The organism is Paraburkholderia sp. BCC1884 (assembly GCF_900996225.1).
Classification (GTDB): Bacteria; Pseudomonadota; Gammaproteobacteria; order Burkholderiales; family Burkholderiaceae; genus Paraburkholderia.
The window spans coordinates 1-22,274 of sequence record NZ_CAAJGL010000066.1; the positions used below are offsets into that span (position 1 = coordinate 1).

Here is a 22,274-nt window from a genome sequence, read left to right on the forward strand (position 1 = left end):
GCATCGACCTTCAGTTGAGGCGTCGTGACCGGCACCACGATAATCGCCTTCACGCCCATACGGGCCGCCGACAGCGCCACGCCCTGCGCATGATTGCCCGCCGACGCCGTAATCACGCCACGCGCAAGCGCCTCGGCCGGAATGTGCGCCATCTTGTTGTACGCGCCGCGCACCTTGAAGGAGAACACCGGCTGGTTGTCCTCGCGCTTCAGATACACCGGATTGCGCAGCCGGGCCGACAGGTTCGGCGCGCGTTCGAGTTCGGTCTCGCGCGCCACGTCGTAGACGCGCGCGGTCAGGGTTTTTTTCAGGTAGTCGTGGCGAAGCGCCACGCTGTCAGCGGCAACGCTAACGCCAACAGTTGACGATTCGAGTTCGTGTAGCGGCAAGGCAAGCTCCAGTGCGGTAAGGACCAGTCATCAGAAGTTCACCAGGAGGCAGGCTGCAGCGGACATAAAAAAACCCGCCTCATGGGGCGGGTTATGTATCACTGCGATCAGACGCGCGCTAACCCACCATTCGAGGAATGATGCTAATAATCAGCGCAATACGGATGTCGAGGCAGTTCATGTGACCGATCTTCGTTGACTTGACGTGCTTTGTCAATCCCTCTGCCCTGCACTCGTCCGCTTCAACGTCGCTGGGCCGGGGCAACCCGTAAGCCGAGATTCGGCGCGACGGCCTCGCGCCGTCCACTCAACACGCGCTCACGGAGGAACACCTCGAAGCGCGTCATCACGGCTTCGCGCGCGGCGCATGAGAAGAGCGCGTGATCGACCGTGCCGACGACTGTCGTGCAAACATGCTTGAGCTTCTGTAACTGATTGCCATGTTGTCCGAAATGAATTTCCAGCTGCTCCAGCCCTTCGTCGAGCGGGCCGTACATGAATGAAGTGTGCACGCCCTTGCGTTCCAGTTCGAGCACGAGCTTGCGCACCGCGCCACCCGGCGTGCGATGTCCGAGCAACCGTTCGAGCGCCGTGCCGGTACGCGCCGCGACGCGCGCCACCATGCGTCGCGCGAGTTCGGCCGTGATTGCGCGTCCCTTCGCCTGCCCCGTCAGCAGACGCAGCCATTTGCGCGGATTGCGCATGGCCCGCCGGTACACCACGCTCGACGCAACATGCTGGGTACCAGGCCGGGTTCGCGCACCGTCCCAGATGAAGAACGGCAGATTGACGCCGGTGCATCCCACCACGGCGGGGTGCGTGAGCGCCGTATGCATGCTGACATACGCACCGGTGCACACGCCGAACATCACCACCTTCGGATGCCCCAGCGCCGTCAGCCAATCGACGCCGGCGCGCGCATCGCCGATGGAATAACGGGCGTACACCATATCGAGCGACAGGCTGTCGTCACGGCGCATGCTGTCACCCAGGCCGCTCAGGTCCATGCGCAACGAGGCGATGCCCTGGGCCGCGAGACGCCGCGCCATCAGCACCGTGAAGCGCCCCTCGCCGACCCGGTGCACGCCACCCGTGTTGACGAACAGCACGGCCGGTGCGCCCTCGAGCGCGCGCGTCGGCTGACACAGCACGCCGGCATAGCGGTTGTCGTCGAACACGACGGGGGTCTCGTGTCCGTGTGCGAATTCGATGGACTGGCTGGGCACGCCCGCCCGTATCTCGACCGTGGGTTCGGCGCCGCTGACCGCCGCCACGCCGAACCATTCGAGCACGCTATTGAAGGCTCTGACCGGCGTCTGGCTGAAGATCGGATCGAACACGAACTTGCTGTACTCGCCGAACCACTGCAACTCCGTTTCGGCACCCTGTGACTGATAATGCGCGGCCAGACGCTTCACGCGCGGGCTCTCGCCGAGGTCCTGCATCAACACGCGGCGCGCGGGACACTGTGTCGCGCGTTCGAGATCGACCTGGGTCAGCATCTCGAGCGAATCCGGATAAAGACGAAAGCCATGTGCGCCGATCGTATGCGCGGGCTCCACGTCGACCCGCAGTTCGGCGGCGTCCTGCGAGCCGAGCCAGCGTTGATGCTGCAATTCCAGTTCGCGGATATAGCCCTTGCCCGAACTCACGGGCATGAGCATCACCAGGCTATCGACGCCGCCCAACTCTTCGGCAGCCAGCGCCGCCAGCGTGCCGCCGAGGCGTAATCCGCACAGGCCGAGCCGCGTCACGCCGGTGTCGGCGCGCAGTCGCGCGGCCGCCGTCTTGATGCTGTCGACCCAGGCGCGCACGCGCTGCGGATCGTCTTCGTTGCCGCTCGAATCGCCCGTGCCGGGATAGTCGAAACGCAGCACCGCGATGCCGCGCGCGGCGAGCGCCTCGGCCAGTTCACGCCAGCCGCGATAGATGCACAGCGCTTCGTAGCCGAACGGGTTGCACAGCACCACGCCCATTTCAGCCTGCGTGTGCGCCGGGCGATGCAGCCATCCGAAACAACCGTCGAATGTAACCGGCGTCATGCTGGGCGAAGTCGTCATGTCGGGTCGGCGTGGCGCCATATCAGGTGTGCGTTGCAATCGACTCATCCGGGACGATCTGTTCGATCACCCTCGCGAGCGAGTCGATGCTCTGGAAGAGATCGTGTGTAATCAGCGTGGCGGGAATCTGGATCGAAAAAGTTTCCTCGATTGCCATCATCACGCGGACCGTGCCGAGCGACGACAAACCTGCGTCGTACAGATCGTCGTGATCGGCGAGCGTGTCCACGGGTACGTCGAGACAAGCGGTGTCCTGCAGGATGCTGCGTACTTGTGCGTTCATTGTTATCTCCCGGATACGTTCGTTCTTGCGCGCGGAATCGGTGCGTCGATCGCTGACCGGATGCGCGGCTGTCTTGTCCCGTCCTGCTCGAATCAGATCAACACGTCGCCGCTTTCGCACTGCGCGGCGAGCGCCTTCCGATCGATCTTGCCATTCACGTTGAGCGGCACCGCGTCGAGCATCACGATGCGTTGCGGGACCGCGTAGGCCGGCAAGCGCTCGCGGCAGGCGCGCAGGATGCGCACACTGTCGTGTTGCGCGTCCGACACGAACGCGATCAAACCACCCGCACGGCCGGCTTCATCGACAGGCCATGGCAGCACCGCGCAAAGCGCGGCTTCGCTGCAGGCCTGCACGACGAGTTCCACCTCTTCGAGTTCGATGCGGTTGCCGCGGATCTTGACCTGCGAATCCAGCCGGCCCAGAAACACCATGCCCATGCCGGCGACTTCGCGCGCGACATCCGCGCTGCGATACCAGCGCGATGCGCTGCAGCCAGGATAGTGAGCCGACACGAAGCGACGATTACCGGGCTCATCGGGCGACAGATAGCCGGAGGCGACCTGCGGCCCACCGATCAGCAATTCGCCGCTCACGCCGGGCGTGACGGGGTCGAGCGCGCTGTCCACGATCAGCAGTTCCATGCCGGGCAGCGCTTCGCCTAGCGGCATCACCGAATGCTGGGAGACGGCGATGAATTCCGCGGTCACTTCGAAGGCGCTGCAGGCGACCGTCGTTTCGGTCGGTCCATAGCAGTTCAGCACGCGTGTGTTCGGCGCGGCTCGCATCCAGGCCTGCACCAACCAGCGCGGCAGCGGTTCACCGCCGAACAGGGTCACGCGCAGACTGTGAAATTCGTCCGCAGGGAGCTTGCGCAACTGCTGCATGAAAGCGGCCACCGAGGGCACGCTGCACCAGTGCGTGATCGCGTGTTGTTTGACAAACGCGGCGTTGTAGATGGGCTCCGCGGTCTTCGGCACATACAGGCAGCCGCCGTTGGCCCAGCACACGAACATGTCATGCACCGAGGGATCGAACGATATCTCGCACAACTGCAAGTAGCGGGCATCCGGCAGCCGGCCTATCGACGGCAGTTGCGACGCCACGTAGGCACACGCATTCGCGTGCGAGATCGGCACGCCTTTCGGCGCACCGGTCGAGCCCGAGGTGAACAGGATGTAGGCGCGATCATCGGACGAGCGAGGCGCGGGCTCAGCGGTAAAGGCAATAGCCGGCAGTCCGTTCAGCGCATCGCCTTCTTCTTCGTCGTCGATCAGGAAGATCGCCGGGCTTGCGTTCAGCAGCGGCAGGACATTGACGAGCACGGCCGCGCAGCGCCGGTCCACCAGTAGCACCGGCGCGCCCGACTGCGCGATTACCGCGGCGATGCGCGCAGCCGGCGTGTTCGGATTGACCGGCACATAGGCGCACCCAGCCTTCAGGATCCCCAGCAGGCCCGCATAAGCGGCTACGCTGCGGTGGGCGAACAGCAGGCAACGTCTGGCTTTCCCGGCCGGCATGACGGCCGCCAGCCCCGCTGCGATCCGCTGCGCCCGCGCGGCGATCTCGTCGTAGCGATAGAGGCGTTCGTCGACCCATAGCGCGGGTCGGTCCGGCTCGTTCGCGGCCGTGTCGAAGAAGAAGGAATCCAGCATTCAAGGCCCCGATGCATCAGGCACAGCCCTGGCGCGTCGCATCGCCGGCCAGCCGGTGCGCGACAACCAGTCATGCCAAAAGCACGCTGCACAGTGACGATGACGACCCCGTGGCGCGCTGCGTTTTATCGCAGAAGAATTCTAAAGACGGATGCGCTGACATAACCCGCTACGCTGATTCTTCACACGCAAACGCATGAGCAATCTTGGTAACAGGTTTCGTAAGAATCATAGATTCCGGATGGGGCCGGTATATGTGCGATACCGCTCTCAACATAAAAATGAGAGCGGCTGGCGAGCTTCGATTAACGATTAAAGACGCGTCACTACCGGGCCGGCTGCCGTGCGCAGCGTGAATGGCCCTTCGTTTTCATTTCAGGCGGCTTGCAAAACGTGATTGCTTTTATACGTCGTTCAGTGCGTCAAGCCGCTTTGCTTCCTGAATGCGCCGAGAATGCGCTGTTCGAGCGCGTTGTAATCGCGGCCAAAGTGATGATCGCCCGAGGTTCGAATGACGTCGACGCCGGTTTGAGCCAGCGCCGGACACAAGGTGTCCTTCTCGGCTTCGCCGTAGAAACATTGCACGATCGACGGCGGCACATGAGCCAACTCCGGCTGCACCTTCAGCGCCTTGTCGCTCGCGGGCATGCCGAGCCAGCCGCCCACGCGGATCTGAAAGTCCGCATCCGGCGCGAAGCCGAGCAAGGCGATCAGCGAGACTTTGGCACGCAGCGCGTCGGGAAGACGGTTATAGGCGAACGGCATCACATCCGCGCCGAACGAGTAGCCGACCAGCGCAATATGCTCGGCATGCCAGCGCGCGCCGTAGGTTTTCATCACGCGCGCGAGATCGCGGCTCGTTTGCGCGGGCGGCTTCTCGCTCCAGAAATAGCGCAGGCTGTCCACGCCGATCACCGAGACGCCGTCTTTCTGCAAAGCCTGCGCGATGGTCTTGTCGAGATCGCGCCAGCCGCCGTCGCCGGAGATCACGATCGCCATCAAGCCGTTCGGATGCGCCGCCGGCAACTCGATCAGCGGCAGATCGGAGAGGTCGTCGTCGCTCGTGGAGACGGCTTGCAGGTGCGGCGTGAGCAGGCTCACCAGACGCGTGCGCTCCTCGGAAGCGCTACCCGTGGTCGCTGTTTCGACGAAGCCCGGCACCTTGTCGCGAATCACGGTGGGGTCCGGCGGACACGGCTGGAAGCGCGAGTCGAGCGTTTGCTCGGGGTTCACTACGACCGCGCCGGCGATCGTATTCGACGGCGCCTGCTTGAGCACGTGCATCGCAAGCGTCGCGCCCTGCCCGGTGCCCGCGACGATCGGCGCGAAATAATGGCTCGATTGCGCCTGCCGCTCGAGTTGATGGCTCAGCGCTTCGGCGTCGCCCACCAGTTGATGGCAGGCTTCCTGTTTCGCGCTGAGATTGGCCACGTAGCGCGTGGTATCCACACCGACAGTCAAGGCACCCGCCTTGGCGAGCGCGTCCGCGCTCTGCTGGTCCGCGGCGCTCCAGCCGCCCGCCTGCGAGTACAAGACCACGAAACCGCGCAAGGGCCCCGTCGGTTGCGTGACGGTGACGTCGCCATAACGGCCGCCGGGCACGCTGGTGGTCGCCGCCTGGGCGAACGCGCTGCAAGTGAAGAGGCTCGCCGCCACGGCGAGCCTGAAAAACGGATGCAAGGTCATGAACGCCGGCCTCCTGCCAGCAATGACAGGTCCGCGAGCGTGAAGAACACGCCCACCGAACCCGACGCCGCGAGATAGCGCGGCTCCCAATGCGGCTGGAACTTGCTTTTGAAAGCACGCAGTCCGCGGAAGTTATAGAAGCGGCCGCCGAAGCGCCACACGATGCCGGCAAACCGGTGCCAGCGCGAGGCCAGCGGCGTCGGCTGCATGCCTGAAAGCGGCGCGATGCCCAGACTCAGCGAGCGGAAACCCGCCTGCTTCAGATGCAGCGCCAGTTGGGTGAACAGATATTCCATTGCATAGGGCGACGCGCTCTCCACGTGACGCATCACGCCGACGGTCGCCTCGGTGTTCATATCGGTCGTCATGAAGGTCACGAAGGCGGCGGGTGCGCCGTTCTGGCGGACCAGCATCACGGATTGCGCGGCGAGATATTCGTCGGTGAACGCGGCGACCGAGAAGCTCTTCTCGCGCGCGTCGCGGCTGTCGAGCCAGCCGTCGGAAATTTCACGCAGGGTGTCGAGCGAAGCGGGCACGTCGGCCTGATCGATCACTTCGACCGCAAAGCCATCGCGATCGCCACGTTTGAGCGCATAGCGAAGATGCGCGCGATGCGAGCCCTTCAGATCGAAATCGTCGAGCACGACATGCGCTTCCTCGCCGAGCTTCATCAGCGTGAGGCCTGCGTCGAGATAGAGCGGCAAGGCGTTGGCGCGCACCTGATAGAACGCCGCGCGGCCGCCGTGCGTATGAGCGAGCGCCACGAACTTGCTGATGAGGCCGGCCCATTCTTCACGCGGACCGACCGGATCGTGCAGCGCGGCCCAGGTGCGGCCGTATTTCGCGTACATCAGAAAGGCTTCACGCGATTCCGAAAACAGGAAGCTCTTGTCGCCCATCAGGGCGAGACCGGCGTCGCTGCGTTCCTGCGCGCGCACGATGCGCGCCGCGTCGTGCAGGTCTTCCGGCGCCGGTTTGACGAAACGGCCCGCGGCCGGACGCAGCAACTGCCAGAACGAAAAGGTGGCGGCGAACAGGCTGGCGGCCAGCGTCGCGCGCAAGGCACGCGGCGCGCGTTCGTCGAAGGCAAATTGCCACCACAGATCACGTGTGTACGGCACGTCGCGGAAGGCGAACAGCATCACCCAGACGGCGAGCCCGAGCACCATCGCAATCGAGACCAGCCAGCCCGCCGTGAAGCGTTCGGCGAACAGCGACGAGTGGCGATTGAAGCGCTGGCGGGTGGTCAGTAGCAGCGCGATCAGCATGCCGAGCACGCCCGCTTCGACGAACGCGAGACCTTTGGTCAGCGAGAGCGCGAGACTCAAAACGGCCAGCAGCAGAGTCATCCACCACGCCGCGTCGAGACGCCGCAACAGGCCACGCGCGACGAACAGCAGCAGCACCCCGAGCACGCTGCACAGCATCTGCGAGCTCTCGAGCACCCATAGCGGCAGCACGTCGCGCAGAATGCGGATGCGTTGCCAGAACGCGGGCGTCGCGCTGGAAATCACCAGCATGCCGCCGACCACGAACGTGACGAGACTGAGGAACAGCGGTGCCAGCTTCGAAGCCGCGGCCGCGTGTTGCAGCGGCAGGCGGCTCTTCAACGCGCGGCCTTCGAAGCCCGCGAGCAGCGCGGCCGAAACGATCAGCGGCGCGCCGAAGTAAATCGCCCGATAGGCGAGCAGCGCGGCCAGCATTTCGTGGGGCTGCACGCTGCCCTTGAGCGTGAACACCATGGCCGCTTCGAACACGCCGACACCGCCGGGCGTATGGCCGATCATGCCGAGCAGCATGGCCGCGGCATAGACGGTGATGAAGGTGACGAAGCTCACGTCCGCATGCGGCAGCAACGCCCACAACGCGAGGCCCGCGGCCACCACGTCGAGCACGGCAAGCCCGACCTGCGCGAGCAGATCGCGGCGCGCCGGAATGTCGAACGACAGCCACTGCCAGCGCGTGCGGATCGGGCGCGTCTCACGACGGCAGGCCGCAGCCGCGAGCCCGAGCACGATCAGCAGCGCTGCGCCGCTCCCACGCAGCGCCGGCGGCGTGAGATGCAGCATCGGCGCAAGCAGGCCGGCGGCGGCGACCATGCCGAGCGCGGTCATCAAGACGAGCGCGAGCGCCAGCGAGACGCTGGTGAACACGGTCATGCGGCCGATCTGCGCGGGCGTGACCTGCGCGACGCTGTACACGCGCACACGCACGGCGCCGCCCGTCAAGGCGCCGAAACCGGTGGCATTGCCGAGCGCGGAACCGGCCGTTGCGCCGATCCACAGCGCCACGCGTGGGACCACCACGCCGAGGTAGCGCAAGCCGACGAAGTCGCGGCCGACCAGCGCCACGTAACTCAGCGCGGTGGCGGCCAGCGCGGTGCTCCATTCGACGGCCGTGAGTTCGCGCAGTTGACGCATCACCGAGCGATAGTCGACCGCCTGCGACAGATGCTGCAGGACGATCAGCAGCAACCCGCCAATCATGAGCGCGAGCACCGGCGAAAGAATTCCGCGGCTGCCGAGCGTCTTGCCAACGCGCCCGAGGCTCGCGCCCAGCCGGTCGAATCGCTGCTTGTATCGGTGGAACATGGTCAATGCAGGCCTTGCGTGGAGCTGTCGCGACGACGGAGCGTCCGTCGCGGCGTCGCCTGACTTTGGCGATTACAAATGGATAACGGCAAACGGCCGAAAAGGTTGACAGCGTCAGCCAAACGAGCCGGTTTTAGTCAGGTTTAATCAGCCGTTTACCGCGACGCGTCAGGCGCGACGCGGTGAATAACGCAGGGAAACGAGCCTGAGGCACGCGGGGGCTGAAGTTTAAACGCTAAAGGGCGTCGCGGGAATGAAGATTCGGCATCACGCCGATCGCATGCCGCGCGCGTAGCCACCCTTTTTAATCCCTGTTTTACCTCATCAAGATTTTCTCTTCGGGTGCCGTAATCGAGAGCATTAGCGCAGCGAAACGCAGCGCATCGATCGCACGATGAACTTGAAGGAGAACGATGATGGCGGATCAGGATTGGGTGATGGCGGGGATTTATCTGGTCGGCCTGGTGTCGATGGTGCTGCTGATGAGCGCCTTGTCGACCCGGGCAACCAGAATGCGGACGGCGGTGTCGTCGAGTTCGAGGCGAACCGGCGACTAGCAAAGCAATGCGCCCCGTCTTTCAGGGGCGCACTGAAACGCGGGGACGCTCTTATTGCGGGCGGCGATGCGCTTCGGCGATCACGGCGCAGTGTTGCAGATGCAGGTTGAGAGCGTGCAGCGCCACTGCGCGCAGCTTCGCGAGCCACGTGGTGTTCGTGGTGGCGGTAGCGCGGGCGGCGGTAGCGTTGGAAGCGGTGTTCATGGTGGACTCCTGTATAGGGTTTATACCTAGGCAATAACCCGATTATAACTTCCTCGTACTGCACCGCAACATATATTAAAAAAGCGGCCCATCTGTTGTACAGACGACCACTCCGTTGGCCGTCAAACCTCAAAAAGGGGCGCGACCGGGGTGCCGGCTGTTAACAAACCGCACCGTACAGGTGCAATAATGTCCCCTTTGCCTGCGACCGCCTGCCGCAGCCGGCCCCTTCATGACCGTCGTCCAGAAAGCCCTGATTGCGCCCCTGATCGTCGCGTGCGCGATGTTCATGGAGAGCGTCGACGCGAACGTGATCGTCACCGCCCTGCCCGCCATGGCACGCGACTTCGGACGCGATCCGGTCACGCTGAAAATCGCTATCACGAGCTATGTGCTGGGCTTGGGCGTCTTCATTCCGGTATGCGGCTGGCTCGCCGACCGCTTCGGCGCGCGCACGATCTTCCGCACGGCCATCGGTATCTTCGTGACCGGTTCGCTGCTGTGCGCGGCCTCGAATTCGCTTGCCACTTTCACGCTTGCGCGCTTCGTACAGGGCGTAGGCGGCGCGATGATGGTGCCGGTCGGGCGAATCATCATCTTCCGGGTGGTACACAAGTCCGACTTCATCCGCGCGATGAATTACCTGAGCGTCCCCGCGATGCTCGGCCCCGCCGCCGGCCCCCTGCTGGGCGGCTTCATCACTACCTATCTGCACTGGCGGCTGATTTTCTTCATCAATGTACCGATCGGCATTCTCGGTATCTATCTGACCAACAGGCACATCGCCAACACGCGTGAGCCGGACCCCGGTCCGCTCGACTGGATCGGTTTTTTTCTGTCGGCCGCAGGCGCGGTGTTGCTGCTGCTTGGCTTGTCGCTGGTGGGCGGCGAGCTGATTTCGAACCGCGACGCCTTCGGCATGTGCGGCCTCGGCGCCGTGCTGCTCGCGGCCTATGTAGCGTACGCGCAGCGCGTGCCGCTACCGCTGCTCGATCTGCGCTTCTTCAAGGTGCCGACGTTTCAGGCGAGCGTGCTGGGCGGCTCGCTGTTTCGCATCGGTCTCGGCGCGTTGCCGTTTTTACTGCCGTTGATGCTGCAGGAAGGCCACGGCATGAGCGCCTTCGAATCCGGCCTGATTACCTGTGCGTCCGCGTTCGGCGGCATGTTCATGCGCACGGTCGCCTCGAGCGTGCTGCATCGCTTCGGGTTTCGCTCGACGCTGGTGGTCAACGCGGCGCTCTCGGGCATATCGATCGCGGCGTGCGGGCTGTTCTTCCCCGGCACGCCGACCTGGATCATCTGGGTGGTGGTGCTGCTCGGCGGCTTCTTCCCGGCGCTCCAGTTCACCAGCCTGAACTCGCTCACCTACGCCGAAATCGCCAGCCGTGACGTCGGCCGCGCAACCAGCCTCGGCAGTGTCGTGCAGCAGATGTCGCTCGGCCTCGGGGTGACGGTCGGCGGGATCGTGCTACAGATTTCGCGGGCATTGCACGGTCATCCGAGCATCACATGGTCGGATTTCTGGCCCGCGTTTCTGGTGGTGGGTTTGTGCTCGCTCGCGTCGATTCCGGTCACGCTGCGCATGCCGCATCGCGCGGGCGAGGAGATTTCGCGGGGCGGGCGCGGTTGAGCGGTCGGGCGTGCATTGCGCTTGCGCGCCATATCAACCCGAAGCCCAGGCGGCAAGAGTGTCGCCAAAACCGCCACGTGCCCGGGCCAGTGCACGCGCGCTCGTGATCACGCGCGGCGCGGCGCTCCATGCGATGCGTGCGCCGATCGCGATCAGGCGGTCCACCAGCGCCACGTCTTCGCTGCAGGTGAGCGGCGGAAAACCACCCGCGCGCCGATAAGCCTCGGCCGAGACGCCGAGATTCGCGCCGTGAATGTGGCGGTGACCATCGGCATCGACATAGGTCTTGCGGAAATACTCGCGCACGCTGTGCGGATGCGCGGTCCAGTCGTCGACGGCGATCGAGCCGCATACGGCGTCCGCATCGAGCGACAGTTGCGCGACCAGCCAGCCTGGTGAGACACGGCTGTCGGCGTCGGTAAAAGCGAGCCAGCGGGCGCCGTCGGCGAGCAGGTAGTCCGCACCTGTCGAGCGTCCAATGCCGACGTTGCGCACCTTCAACGCCAGCGTTTCCACGCCGTAGGCGCGCGCAATCGCGCCGGAAAAATCGTCGCAATCGTCGAGTACGACGACGATCCGCACCGTCTCGCCGGCCAGTTCCTCGTGGCGCGACGCTTCGATCAGGGCGGCAAGGCAAGGCGCGAGCAGCGCCTCCTCGTTGTGAGCCGGAACGATCACGCCGATCATAAAAGCCCCTCGCGTTGCGCTACCGAACGTGCGTCGCGCGACCAGACGTCGATCAGCAGATCGGCTTCGTCGTGATGGGCGAGACGCGTAAGGCCGCAGCGCGCATCGAATAAAGCGTGCGCGGCATCGGCGGATTCGAGCGCTTCGGCGAACGGCCGACGCCAGTGACAGGCGAGCAGCGTGCCGTCGGTCGTCAGCGAAGCGGCGATGCGCGCGGCCAGCGTTTCGAGTTGGGCCGCGTCGAGGTAATAGGCCAGTTCGCTGATGACGATCAGATCGAACGGCCCGCTAGCGGTGGGCCACATCGACGGCACCGTGCCCTGCTCGACGCGCACGTGCGGCAAGCCGGCAACGCGCACGCGCGCGAGATCCACCGCGCGTTCGTGCAGATCGACGGCCAGCAGCGACTCGCAACGCTGGGCCAACTCGGCCGTCAACTCGCCATTTGCGCAGCCGGGCTCGAACGCATTGCGATAACGCGGACGCGGCAACAAGGCCAGCGTGAGCGAACGCTTGCGGCTTTCGTACCAGCCCTCGCGTAGCTTCCAGGGATCGTCGCTGTGTCGATAAAGTTCGTCGAAATACGTCGACTGCGAACCGGTCGACTGGCTGGCCGGTACGTCCACCTCGACGGTGAGTTCTTCGCGGGGGCTCAGAGCGTCCATGGCGTATCTCCGGCATTCTGCGCGACGGTCTTCGCCGCTGTCTTCGCTACGATCGATTCACCCAAAGCCGCGAGATCGCGCTCGGCATGGCTTTGCCGCAGAAATACTGGCAAGTCCGCCAGTAGACGCGCGAAGTGCGCGTTGCGGCAGAGCGGGCCTGCGCCGAGGGCGCGCGTCGCGTGGCGCATCACCGCGTTCGCCGCTTCTTCGACAACCAGCCGTGCACGCATGGCCTCGCGCTGCGAGTCGGCGAATGGATCGGCATCGATATGCGCAGCAGTCTCGCGCAACACCGCAGCCGCGCCCGCCAATGCGACTTCGACCGCACCGAGGTGAGCCAGACGCTGTGCATCTGCGCGCGGTCCGCACGCTTCGCGCAACATCCGGCCAATCTGCGCAGCCGCCCCGTACCAGCAGGCGGCAATGCCTGCGCCGCCATGCCAGAAGCCCGGACGCCGCACATACGAATGCGCCGTACCGATGAGCGTCGCGGAGGTCTGCTCGAAGCGCACATCGGCGCTCGCCGTGGCCTTCATGCCAACGGCCTGCCATTTCGACGTGTCGATGGCTATCGACGTCTGATCCATCGCGACGGCCGCCAGTACCGGCTGGTCGTCGAGCCAGGCAGTGACGAGCGCATGACTGACTGCCTGCGCGCCCGAACACCAGGCTTTCGTGCCCGACAACTGCAGCGCCCGCTCATCGCTTCGGAATCCTACTTGCGTCGCCTGCACGCGTGCATCCGGCGGTTCTGCAGCCCAGACGGCCCAGCGGCTGCCTGGCGTCGGCGGTGCCCCTTGTAGCTCGGCGAGAATCGCTACTGCGTCGGTGTGGCCTTCGAAAAGTTTGACGAGCCCAAGGTCGCGCGCCGCAACGGCCGCGAGCGCGCGCCAGCGCATCAATGTCTGGCCATGACCCGGCAAAGGCAGGAATGGCGGCCGGTCGTCCTCGCGTTCGACCAGAGCGCGCAGCATCTGGCCGAGCGCCGCCGGATCGTTCGAATCGAAATACGCATCTTCGAGAAAATCTTCAAGCGAGCTTGCCTCGCGTGCGACCGGTTGCGGACACTGTGCCGTCCACCGCCGGCTCTTCGCGGCGTCGCCGGTATCCTGCGGCAGTCCGACGCTGACGCCGGCCTCACGATCACGCATATCGAGCATCGTGCCTCCCTGAAAGGTTCGACCTGGTGCCGGCGGACCTTCAATGGCCGCCGCGCATGCAGACGGGACAGCAAGCGGCGTGCCGCCGGCGTTTATCGCCGGAACACGCGGCTCGACTCAGGAAAAGGGCGAAAGAGCGCGACGCTCACGCTCAGGTATGAGGTAAGACAAAAAACGAGCGGGAAGAAGCGCTTGCCGACCAGGCGGGGCGCCACTGACCCGCTATACCGCCGGGTTGTTGCCGCGACGCGCTTCGGCCTGGTCCAGCAGGTTGTCGAATAGCGCCAGTTCGACCGGCTTCACGAGATGCGCGTGAAAACCCGCCTCTCGGGTGCGCTCCCGATCGCTGGAGTGGCCGAAGCCCGTCATCGCGGCAAACAGCGTGTCTGCCAGTGCAGGCATCTTGCGCAGCGCGGCGATGGTGGCATAACCGTCCATCTTCGGCATGGCGATGTCGATCACGGCGAGGTGCGGCACGAAGCGCGGCGCGACCTCCAATGCCTGTTCGCCCTCGTAGGCGATGCGCACCTCGTGACCCTTGAGTTCGAGCAGCATCGCCAGACTGTCGGCCGAGTCGCGATTGTCGTCGACCAGCAGAATTCGCAGCGGCGGCACCTCCGCCTTGCCGGCGCCCGCCTCGTTGTCCGTTGCGCTCGCGGGCGAGGCGGACAACGGCAGACTGAACGTGAAAGTACTGCCGCGCCCCGGCCCTTCGCTGCTCGCGATGATGCTGCCGCCGTGCATTTCGACCAGCGATTTACACAACGTAAGACCTATGCCCAGACCACCTTCACCGCCGCTCTGGCTGCCCTTCTCCTGCGCGAACAACTCGAAGATCCGGTCGAGCGAGCGCAGAGGAATGCCGCATCCCGAATCACGCACTTCCAGCACGGCCATCTGATGATCGATGCGACCCGCGACCGAGATCGTGCTGTCCACCGGTGAAAATTTCGACGCGTTGTGCAGAAGGTTCTGCAGCACCTGGACGAGACGCGTCATGTCGCCGCGAACGTTGATCGGGTCATCCGGAAGATGATGCACGACCCGCTGTTTGTGCGCATCGGTGAAGGGCCTGGCGGCCTCGACGCCACGCGCCACCACCTCGGCCAGATCGACCCGCCCAAGCCGCAGCTCCACCTTGTTCGACATGATCCGGCCGACATCGAGCAGATCGTCCACCAACCGCGTCAGGTGCGTGACCTGGCGATCGATCAGATCGCGCGAGCGCGCCAGTGTCGGACTCACCCCCGTTTCCAGCTGCATCACGCCGAGCGCGTTGCGCACCGGCGCGAGGGGATTGCGCAGTTCATGCGCAAGCGTCGCGAGAAACTGCCGCATACGCTCGCCCGAGCGCTCCAGTTCTTCGCGCTGACGCCGTTCGGTCAGATCGCGCGTGACCTTGGCAAAGCCGCGCAAGCGCCGGGTTTCGTCGTAGACCGCGGTAATGTTCACGTTGGCCCAGAAGGTCGTGCCGTCTTTGCGCACGCGCCAGCCTTCGTCCTCGACATGGCCGAGTTCGCGCGCGATCGCCAGTTCGCGTACGGGCTTGCCGGCGGCGACGTCTTCAAGCGGATAGAAAGTGGAAAAATGCCGCCCGACGATGTCTTCGCGTGTATAGCCTTTGATGCGCGCGGCCCCCGCGTTCCAGCTGATTACATAGCCGTCGGGGTCGAGCATGAAGATCGCGTAGTCCTTCACGCTGTCCACCAGCAGCCGAAAACGCTCCTCGCTTTGCCGTAGCGCTTCCAGATGCTCGCGTTGCGCGGTCAGGTCGCGCGTGACCTTGGCAAAGCCCGTGAGAATGCCGGCCTTGTTGCGGATCGCGGTGATCACGACATTGGCCCAGAACATCGTGCCGTCTTTGCGCACGCGCCAGCCTTCGTCTTCGAAACGGCCCGCGAGCGAGGCCTGCTGCAGTTCATAGGCGGGCCAGCCGCGCGCCATCGCTTCAGCCGTATAGAAACGCGAAAAATGTTCGCCGATGATCTCGTGCGGCGCATAGCCTTTCAGCTTTTGCGCACCAGCATTCCAGCTGACGATGCGCCCGGTCGCGTCGAGCACGAAGATCGCATAGTCTTCGATGACCTGGACGAACTCGCCGTAGTCGACATCGACGGGCATTCCCGCGCGGCCGGTTTGGGCTCCGTGCGCTTGCGTAGTGGGTTTGCCGTTGTCGTCGGCGGGAGATGCATCGAACTGTTTCATGGTCGAACGATTATTGGCTTTAGAGCAAAAGCATACACCGTGAGCCGGCGACTACCTGGCCTATCGTTTCACCTGGGGATTGAAAGCGAGGCTTTCAGATGCATGAATGATGAACGAAGCAAGCCAGGCCCCGCGCTTGCTAGGAGATCAAGGCACCATCATTCAGAACAGGAGCCTCAATTGAAACGAACCCTCACCACCGTCGCCCTCGCCGCAGCATTGTCGATCACCTACACCGCCGCGCAGGCCGAAGGCTGCACCAAAGGCGCGGTCGTAGGCGGCGTCACCGGCCACGTCGCTGGTGACCATGGCGTGGCAGGCGCCACCGCGGGCTGTGCAATCGGCCATCACGAAGCAAAGAAGAAGGACAAGGAAGCGAGCGCGGCAGCCGCCGCCAGCCAGCCTGCGGGCAAATGACCTATAAGTAGAAGTAGAAACGGGCCGGCCGCGATCGAACGATCATGACCGGCCCAGCAGAACCGCCCGCGTGATCTGCAAATTCTTCAGCCTGCCGCGCCCAATTTCTCAGCCAGCTTCGCGTCGTAACTGGAGTGCACATGAGTGCGTTTCTTCTCCGGATACGCGTACGAATAGGCCTTGCGTAGCGCCAGCGACGCCTCGTGAAAACCGGACAGTATCAGCTTCTGCTTGTTCGGATAATTGGCGATATCGCCCACCGCGAAAATACCGGGTCGTGAGCTTTCGTAATTGGACGTGTCCACGTCCACGCGTCCGCCGTGAATCGTGAGGCCCCACCCGGCGATCGGTCCCAGATCGGCAACCAGTCCGTAGAGCGCGACGAGATGCTCGGCCTCCAGTTCGATTTCGCCCTCGATGTGCCGCAAGGTCAGCGCTTTCAATGCGTCGTTCTCCACCTTGAGACCCGCAATCGCGCCGACGATGAACTTCATCTCGCCTGCCTCCACCGCACGCCGCATCAACTCGACGCTCGAATCGGCCGCCGTGAATCCGCTGCGCCGATGGACCAGCGTGACATGCCGCGCCACCTTGCGTAGCGCCAGCGCCCAATCGAGCGCGGAGTCGCCACCGCCGGCCACGACCACGGTCTTGTCGGCGAAATCGGCGAGACGCGGCACGCTGTAGTGCACGTGCCGCGACTCCAGCGGCACGGCCTCGGCCAGTGCCAGTTTCTGCGGCACGAAAGCACCGTTGCCGGCGGCGAGCAGGATCGCCGCGACGTCGAAGGCGAGACCGCGATCGGTGCGCACCGTCCAGCGCCCGTCATCGCGCTGCTCGACCGATTCGACGCGCTGCTCGAGATGAATCGGCGCCTCGAACGGCTTGCATTGCGCCATAAGGCGCTCGACCAGTTCGCGCGCCGTGCACGACACGATGGCGGGAATATCGTAGATCGGCTTGTCGGGATAAAGCTCCATGCACTGGCCGCCGATCCGGCCAAGGGCGTCGACGATCTGACACGACAGACCGAGCACGCCCGCCTCAAAGGCGGCAAACAGGCCCACGGGCCCGGCGCCGACGATCAGCACATCGGAGCGGATCGGCGGCGGTTGCTGGTCGGTGGGGGATGTCATGCGCACTCTCTTCAGATGGGTTGAAGGCCCACCATACCGAATCGTCATCCGCGCGGCAACGATGCCATTACACCCGGTAAGGGCGCTTGGCGCGACGCTGCGGCCCTCTGCCTGCACGCCTGACTGGTTACCTGAAAATAACCAGAACCGGTCATATTCAAAAGCCAGTTCCAGGACTAATCTTCATTCATCGCAGCACCCGACCTTTCTTGAACCGAATCAGGAGCACATCATGGAACAACGTCTCGACTTCTACAAAGCCAACCCCGCCGCCATCAAATCCCTGCTCGGCGTGGAAGAGCGCATCGGCAAATCGGCGCTCGAAAAATCGCTGACAGAACTGGTTCGTCTGCGCGCCTCGCAAATCAACGGCTGCGCGTTTTGCGTCGACATGCATACCACCGACGCCCGTAAAGGCGGCGAAACCGAACGTCGTCTGGCGACGGTCGTCGTGTGGCGCGAAACGCCGTTTTTCACGGATCGCGAACGTGCCGCGCTCGAATGGACGGAAGCCGTCACGCTGGTGTCGCACGACCATGTGCCCGATGCCGTGTGGCAAACCGTGCGCCCGCACTTCAGCGACGAAGAACTGGTCGACCTGACCCTGCTCATCTCGGCGATCAATGCATGGAATCGCTTCGCGATTGCGTTTCGCAAGATGCCCGCCTGAGGGTTGCCTGAACGGTTGCCCGATCGTTGCCCGATGCCCGCGTTTTGCCCGCCCAATAGCGGCAACGCGGGTCAATAGGAATGCACGCGGGCAACCTTGAAAGCCGCGGTCAACTCGCTCAACTGCCGCGCCTGATCCGCCAGCGAGTTGGCTGTCGCCGCGCTTTCCTCGACGAGTGCCGCATTGTGTTGCGTCACCTCGTCCATCTGGGTGACGGCAAGGCTCACCTGCCGGATGCCTTCGCTCTGCTCTTTCGAAGCCGCCGCGATTTCGCCGACCAGGCGTGCGACGCGGCCAATCGCCGCTTCGATCTCCTGCATCGTGCCGCCGGCTTCATCGACGAGCCCTGCGCCGTTCTCCACCCGCGCGGTCGACTCCGCGATCAGCCCGCCGATCTCCTTGGCCGCCGCCGCCGAACGTTGCGCGAGACTGCGCACCTCGCCCGCCACCACCGCGAAGCCGCGCCCTTCTTCACCGGCACGCGCTGCTTCGACGGCCGCGTTCAGCGCGAGGATATTGGTCTGAAACGCAATGCCTTCGATGGCCGTAATGATGCCGGTCATCTTCGACGAACCCGCGTGAATCACGCGCATCGTCTCGACCATGCTGCCGACCGAATGGCGTCCGCGCGCGGCCATCTCCGAGGCGCGCGCCGCGAGTTCGCTCGCGTGCTGCGCGTTCTGCGCATTCAGTTGCACGGTCGACGTCAGCTGCTCCATCGCCGCCGCCGTCTGTTCCAGCGACGCGGCCTGTTCCTCGGTGCGTTGCGACAGATCGAGATTGCCGGCCGCGATCTGCTGGGTCGACGAGGCAATCGAATGCGAGCCGGCACGCACCGTGGTCACGGTCGCGCCGAGCCTGTCCTGCATCGACGCGACACCGCGCAGGAGCGTGGCCATTTCGTCGTTCGATCGGATCGGCACCTGGGTCGTCAATTCACCGGCGGCGATCGCGTCGAACTGGCGCAGCGCGTCGTGCAACGGCGCCATGATCGCGCGGCGCAAGGTGCGCCAGCTGATGAACGCCACGCTCAAGCCCACCAGAATGCTGCCGATGCAGGCACAGAGCAGTGTGTGAAACAGCGTGGCCGAGCGCTCGCCGGCGTCGCTCGCCTGCTGGTTCAAGTAGTCTTCGAGCGCGCCCTGGCTGGTGTTCATCGCGGTATAGAGGCCGATCAGATGCGCCGCGCGGCTCTCGTCCATCCAGCTCGCGTCGCCCGTGCGGATCGCTTCGATCAGTTTGTCGATGCCGTCGCGACGCACGGCGCTACGCTTCGCGTCGAGGTCGTCGGTGAGGCGCTGCAAGTCCGGCGTCTTGGGCAGGTCGCGGAACGTGGCCCACCATTTGTCCGAGTCGCCGAGCAGCAGGCGGGCGCGCTCGAGTTGCGCATTCAGTTGCGGCGAGTGCGGATTGCTCATGGCCCAATCGAGACCGAAGCGTGCCCGCGACATCGCCGTCCCCGATTTGCCGAGCGCCACGGCCGAGGCGAAGTGCACCGAGTAAGCCTCACGTTGCGCCTGGTTGCTTTCGTTCATGCCAAGAACGCCGAGCGCGCCGGTAGCGATCAGCAAGGCACCGAGAAACGCGATGGTGATCGCGATCCTTAAGTTGATGGTGAGGTTTTTGGTCATCGTGGTTTCTTATAGCTCTGGCTGTTCAACGCACTGTCTCGACGGTTTTTGTTCCTTATATGAAACATCTATCCGCATATGGAAAGTATAGCCATGTGGACCGAGGGAAAAAATAAAATTCGGCGCGCGCGGCAAACGCGCAACAGGCGCGACGGATCAATCCGCGCGCCGAACCAGACGATTGATCTGGAATCCTACGGTTCGGGTGAACGGCTGACGTCGAGCCTGCTTATTCGCCGATCCACGACCCGCGCAAATCGCTGTCATGCAGCAATTGCAGCAGCGTGCCCGCCGGCCGGCTGAGCCGTCGCGCAGCCAGCGCGATGAATTCCACCGACGGCAGCGCTGGCAGCGCGGCGGCATTCAGCGGCGCGGCGAGGCCTCGCGCGGCCAGATACTGCGGACGCACCGTAATGCCAAGGCCGCCGCGCGCGGCCGCGATACAGCCGGAATGGCTGCTGCTCGTGCATACGACCTGCCAGCTGGAGCCGGCCTCGGCGAGCGCGTCCAGCACCACCGCGCGCGTCACGCTCGGCTCGGCTACCAGGATCAGCGGCAGCGGCTGGCTGAGGTCGACCAGCGTGCCGGTGCGCGCCAGCCACTCCAGTCGCCCGGTGAATAGCGGCACACCCCGGCGATCGCCCAGGCGGCGCTTGCCGACCAGCAGATCGATGGAACCGGCTTCGAGCAATTCGTACAGCTTGCCGGTCATGCCGATGGTGATTTCGAGTTCGACGTCGGGATGGGCATCACGAAACGCGGCCAGCACCGTGGGCAAAGGACCGAGCGCGACGTCGTCGGAAGAGCCGAGACGCACGCGGCCTTTCAGGCGCGGCGCGCGAAACTGCGACTCGGCCCGCGCGAGCGCCTGCAGAATCACGCTGGCGTGCGCCAGCATGGCCTCGCCGTCCGGAGTCATCGCCAGTGAATGGGTGTCGCGCACGAACAGGCGGCGGCCTACACTCTCTTCAAGGCGGCGGATATGTTCGCTGACGCTCGATTGCGTCAGGGCGAGCCGCCGCCCGGCCTCGGTGAAACTGTGGCACCCGGCGACGGTGGCAAAGGTCTTGAGCCAGACTGGATTGAGCATTGCGCATTGTCGCGCTGGTTATCGGGAAAGTCGATAACAGTCAACGCCCTTAGTGGGGTTCCCGATTGACGAGGATGTCAATATGATGACGGAATTCCCCCCAGCAACTGTATCGGGCGCGCCCGCCCAGACGCGCGCATCGCCGCCTCGCTAAAAGATGACCAAGGATTCCTCCCAGACCGCGCTGCTGTGGATCGTCGCCGCCGGCTTCTTCATGCAGTCGCTCGACACGACCATCGTCAACACCGCGCTGCCGTCGATTGCCCACAGCCTGCACGTCGCGCCGCTCGCCATGCAGCCGATCATCATCGCCTACACGCTGACCATGGCGATGCTCACGCCCGCATCCGGATGGCTCGCCGACCGCTTCGGCACGCGGCGCGTCTACTTCGCGGCGATCCTGATCTTCGTGCTTGGCTCGGTGTGCTGCGCGAGCGCGCATACGCTCGGCCAACTGGTGATGGCGCGCGTGCTGCAAGGTCTGGGCGGTTCGATGCTGCTGCCGATCGGACGTCTTGCGGTGTTGCGCAGCGTCTCGGGCGAGCAGTATGTCTCGGCGCTCGCCTTCATTTCGATTGCCGGCCAGCTGGGGCCGATCGCCGGGCCGACGCTCGGCGGCTGGTTCGTGCAGGCCATCACATGGCACTGGATTTTTCTGATCAATGTGCCGATCGGCGCGATCGGACTGTATGCCGTGCAGCGTTATCTGCCGACCCACGGCGAGACGCAGGCGCCGCCGTTCGATTTCGTCGGCTGCGGGTTGCTGTCGCTGTGCATGATCACGTTTTCGCTGGCAGTCGACGCGCCCGTGGCGTCGCATCGGCTGGCCTGGTCGGCGGGACTGTTCGTGGTGGCCGCCTTGAGTGCCCTCGCCTATATCCCGCACGCCCAGCGCCGCAGCAATCCGCTCTTCAAGCTGTCGCTCTTCAGCGAGCCGAATTTCAGCGTCGGCCTGATCGGCAACCTGGTGTGCCGCATCGGCTCGAGCGCCGTGCCGTTTCTGGTGCCCTTGCTGTTGCAACTGCAACTGGGCTACTCGCCTCTCCACTCCGGTCTGATGATGCTGCCCGCGGCACTTGCCGGCACGGTCGCCAAACGTTGGATCGCGCCGCTGATCCGCCGCTATGGTTACGACACCTTTCTGCTGGTCAATACGTTGATCGTAGGGTCGTCGATCGTTGCGTTTGCACTCATCTCGCGTGGCACGCCGCTCGTGATCGAAATCGCGGTTCTGGCGGTGTTCGGCGCGGCCAACTCCATGCAATTCGCGGCAATGAACAGCGTCACGCTCAAAGACCTGTCGCACGAAGACGCCGGCAGCGGCAACAGCCTGTTTTCGATGGTGCAGATGCTGGCGATCGGCCTGGGCGTATCGATCAGCGGCGGCCTCGTGAACGTGTTCTCGGCGCAATGGGGATCGCCCGCGCTCGGGTTCCGCCTGAGCTTCGCGTGCGTCGGTGTGATCACGCTGGTGTCGGCATGGATCTTCCGTCAGCTCGACGAAGCACCTGGCACGCGCGCCGTGCGCGGCCAGGCGACTCAGGGTGCGGGTCACTGA

Annotated in this window: 19 protein-coding genes; 5 read left to right on the top strand and 14 right to left on the bottom strand. The window is 64.5% G+C overall.

The genetic code is table 11. The features are described from left to right. From FQ705_RS06170 to mprF, 6 genes are all read right to left on the bottom strand, one after another. The coding region (locus FQ705_RS06170) for a pyridoxal-phosphate dependent enzyme (protein WP_144138602.1) at positions 1 to 332 on the bottom strand (332 nt) is incomplete at its 3' end. 299 nt (positions 333 to 631) lie between these two features. Beyond that, positions 632 to 2,449 carry an alpha/beta fold hydrolase gene (locus FQ705_RS06175; protein ID WP_260854403.1) on the bottom strand — a complete coding sequence of 606 codons (1,818 nt, stop codon included), beginning with the start codon at positions 2,447 to 2,449 and terminating at the stop codon, positions 632 to 634. Positions 2,450 to 2,471: 22 nt separating this feature from the next. Beyond that, a complete protein-coding gene (locus FQ705_RS06180; protein ID WP_144138525.1) occupies positions 2,472 to 2,732 on the bottom strand; it encodes an acyl carrier protein in 261 nt (86 codons plus the stop codon). A 92-nt stretch (positions 2,733 to 2,824) separates the two neighbouring features. After that, positions 2,825 to 4,387: an amino acid adenylation domain-containing protein gene (locus FQ705_RS06185; protein ID WP_144138526.1), complete on the bottom strand. Its 1,563-nt coding sequence runs from the start codon at positions 4,385 to 4,387 to the stop codon at positions 2,825 to 2,827. Positions 4,388 to 4,801: 414 nt separating this feature from the next. Continuing rightward, the gene (locus FQ705_RS06190; RefSeq protein WP_144138527.1) at positions 4,802 to 6,073 is read right to left on the bottom strand and encodes a virulence factor family protein; all 1,272 of its coding nucleotides are present in this window, start codon (positions 6,071 to 6,073) and stop codon (positions 4,802 to 4,804) included. Continuing rightward, positions 6,070 to 8,664: a bifunctional lysylphosphatidylglycerol flippase/synthetase MprF gene (gene mprF, locus FQ705_RS06195; protein ID WP_144138528.1), complete on the bottom strand. Its 2,595-nt coding sequence runs from the start codon at positions 8,662 to 8,664 to the stop codon at positions 6,070 to 6,072. Before mprF ends, FQ705_RS06190 begins: the two co-directional genes overlap by 4 nt. Before the next feature lie 413 nt (positions 8,665 to 9,077). Here mprF and FQ705_RS33990 point away from each other — a divergent pair, with 413 nt between their 5' ends. Then, positions 9,078 to 9,221, top strand: coding sequence for a hypothetical protein (locus FQ705_RS33990; protein ID WP_186307805.1), 144 nt, complete (start codon positions 9,078 to 9,080; stop codon positions 9,219 to 9,221). Between the two features lie 51 nt (positions 9,222 to 9,272). On the opposite strand, the gene FQ705_RS33995 is transcribed toward FQ705_RS33990, so the two are convergent. After that, on the bottom strand, positions 9,273 to 9,425 hold the full coding sequence (locus tag FQ705_RS33995; protein WP_186307804.1) for a hypothetical protein: 153 nt from the start codon (positions 9,423 to 9,425) through the stop codon (positions 9,273 to 9,275). 232 nt (positions 9,426 to 9,657) lie between these two features. Between FQ705_RS33995 and FQ705_RS06200 the strand changes: the two genes are divergently transcribed. Then, complete coding sequence (locus FQ705_RS06200) at positions 9,658 to 11,055, top strand: MFS transporter (RefSeq protein WP_144138529.1); 1,398 nt, start codon at positions 9,658 to 9,660, stop codon at positions 11,053 to 11,055. A 33-nt stretch (positions 11,056 to 11,088) separates the two neighbouring features. Here FQ705_RS06200 and FQ705_RS06205 read toward each other — a convergent pair whose 3' ends face one another. The 4 genes from FQ705_RS06205 to FQ705_RS06220 form a co-directional block, all read right to left on the bottom strand. Next, positions 11,089 to 11,742 carry a glycosyltransferase gene (locus FQ705_RS06205; protein WP_144138530.1) on the bottom strand — a complete coding sequence of 218 codons (654 nt, stop codon included), beginning with the start codon at positions 11,740 to 11,742 and terminating at the stop codon, positions 11,089 to 11,091. Next, positions 11,739 to 12,407 (bottom strand): SAM-dependent methyltransferase, encoded by a 669-nt coding sequence (locus tag FQ705_RS06210; RefSeq protein ID WP_144138531.1) that lies wholly within the window; start codon positions 12,405 to 12,407, stop codon positions 11,739 to 11,741. The genes FQ705_RS06205 and FQ705_RS06210 overlap by 4 nt, the downstream gene beginning before the upstream one ends. Then, positions 12,395 to 13,567, bottom strand: coding sequence for an acyl-CoA/acyl-ACP dehydrogenase (locus FQ705_RS06215; protein WP_144138532.1), 1,173 nt, complete (start codon positions 13,565 to 13,567; stop codon positions 12,395 to 12,397). The genes FQ705_RS06210 and FQ705_RS06215 overlap by 13 nt, the downstream gene beginning before the upstream one ends. Before the next feature lie 222 nt (positions 13,568 to 13,789). Continuing rightward, positions 13,790 to 15,772, bottom strand: a complete 1,983-nt coding sequence (locus FQ705_RS06220; RefSeq protein WP_144138533.1) for a PAS domain S-box protein — start codon at positions 15,770 to 15,772, stop codon at positions 13,790 to 13,792. Positions 15,773 to 15,952: 180 nt separating this feature from the next. Between FQ705_RS06220 and FQ705_RS06225 the strand changes: the two genes are divergently transcribed. Then, entirely contained in the window at positions 15,953 to 16,189 is a 237-nt protein-coding gene (locus tag FQ705_RS06225; protein ID WP_144138534.1) for a hypothetical protein, read from the top strand. Between the two features lie 86 nt (positions 16,190 to 16,275). Here FQ705_RS06225 and FQ705_RS06230 read toward each other — a convergent pair whose 3' ends face one another. Further along, the gene (locus FQ705_RS06230) at positions 16,276 to 17,325 is read right to left on the bottom strand and encodes an NAD(P)/FAD-dependent oxidoreductase (RefSeq protein ID WP_144138535.1); all 1,050 of its coding nucleotides are present in this window, start codon (positions 17,323 to 17,325) and stop codon (positions 16,276 to 16,278) included. A gap of 232 nt (positions 17,326 to 17,557) precedes the next feature. Between FQ705_RS06230 and FQ705_RS06235 the strand changes: the two genes are divergently transcribed. Then, positions 17,558 to 17,995 carry a carboxymuconolactone decarboxylase family protein gene (locus FQ705_RS06235; protein WP_144138536.1) on the top strand — a complete coding sequence of 146 codons (438 nt, stop codon included), beginning with the start codon at positions 17,558 to 17,560 and terminating at the stop codon, positions 17,993 to 17,995. 71 nt (positions 17,996 to 18,066) lie between these two features. Here FQ705_RS06235 and FQ705_RS06240 read toward each other — a convergent pair whose 3' ends face one another. Then, complete coding sequence (locus tag FQ705_RS06240) at positions 18,067 to 19,626, bottom strand: methyl-accepting chemotaxis protein (RefSeq protein WP_144138537.1); 1,560 nt, start codon at positions 19,624 to 19,626, stop codon at positions 18,067 to 18,069. 229 nt (positions 19,627 to 19,855) lie between these two features. Then, a complete protein-coding gene (locus tag FQ705_RS06245; RefSeq protein WP_144138538.1) occupies positions 19,856 to 20,716 on the bottom strand; it encodes a LysR family transcriptional regulator in 861 nt (286 codons plus the stop codon). 157 nt (positions 20,717 to 20,873) lie between these two features. Here FQ705_RS06245 and FQ705_RS06250 point away from each other — a divergent pair, with 157 nt between their 5' ends. Further along, a complete protein-coding gene (locus FQ705_RS06250) occupies positions 20,874 to 22,274 on the top strand; it encodes a DHA2 family efflux MFS transporter permease subunit (protein ID WP_144138539.1) in 1,401 nt (466 codons plus the stop codon).

Bases quoted from the DNA above. Each gene is read 5' to 3' on its own strand.
- FQ705_RS06175 (WP_260854403.1), bottom strand. From the start codon at position 2,449: ATGACGACTTCGCCCAGCATGACGCCGGTTACATTCGACGGTTGTTTC.
- FQ705_RS06180 (WP_144138525.1), bottom strand. From the start codon at position 2,732: ATGAACGCACAAGTACGCAGCATCCTGCAGGACACCGCTTGTCTCGAC.
- FQ705_RS06185 (WP_144138526.1), bottom strand. From the start codon at position 4,387: ATGCTGGATTCCTTCTTCTTCGACACGGCCGCGAACGAGCCGGACCGA.
- FQ705_RS06190 (WP_144138527.1), bottom strand. From the start codon at position 6,073: ATGACCTTGCATCCGTTTTTCAGGCTCGCCGTGGCGGCGAGCCTCTTC.
- mprF (WP_144138528.1), bottom strand. From the start codon at position 8,664: ATGTTCCACCGATACAAGCAGCGATTCGACCGGCTGGGCGCGAGCCTC.
- FQ705_RS33990 (WP_186307805.1), top strand. From the start codon at position 9,078: ATGATGGCGGATCAGGATTGGGTGATGGCGGGGATTTATCTGGTCGGC.
- FQ705_RS33995 (WP_186307804.1), bottom strand. From the start codon at position 9,425: ATGAACACCGCTTCCAACGCTACCGCCGCCCGCGCTACCGCCACCACG.
- FQ705_RS06200 (WP_144138529.1), top strand. From the start codon at position 9,658: ATGACCGTCGTCCAGAAAGCCCTGATTGCGCCCCTGATCGTCGCGTGC.
- FQ705_RS06205 (WP_144138530.1), bottom strand. From the start codon at position 11,742: ATGATCGGCGTGATCGTTCCGGCTCACAACGAGGAGGCGCTGCTCGCG.
- FQ705_RS06210 (WP_144138531.1), bottom strand. From the start codon at position 12,407: ATGGACGCTCTGAGCCCCCGCGAAGAACTCACCGTCGAGGTGGACGTA.
- FQ705_RS06215 (WP_144138532.1), bottom strand. From the start codon at position 13,567: ATGCTCGATATGCGTGATCGTGAGGCCGGCGTCAGCGTCGGACTGCCG.
- FQ705_RS06220 (WP_144138533.1), bottom strand. From the start codon at position 15,772: ATGAAACAGTTCGATGCATCTCCCGCCGACGACAACGGCAAACCCACT.
- FQ705_RS06230 (WP_144138535.1), bottom strand. From the start codon at position 17,325: ATGACATCCCCCACCGACCAGCAACCGCCGCCGATCCGCTCCGATGTG.
- FQ705_RS06235 (WP_144138536.1), top strand. From the start codon at position 17,558: ATGGAACAACGTCTCGACTTCTACAAAGCCAACCCCGCCGCCATCAAA.
- FQ705_RS06240 (WP_144138537.1), bottom strand. From the start codon at position 19,626: ATGACCAAAAACCTCACCATCAACTTAAGGATCGCGATCACCATCGCG.
- FQ705_RS06245 (WP_144138538.1), bottom strand. From the start codon at position 20,716: ATGCTCAATCCAGTCTGGCTCAAGACCTTTGCCACCGTCGCCGGGTGC.
- FQ705_RS06250 (WP_144138539.1), top strand. From the start codon at position 20,874: ATGACCAAGGATTCCTCCCAGACCGCGCTGCTGTGGATCGTCGCCGCC.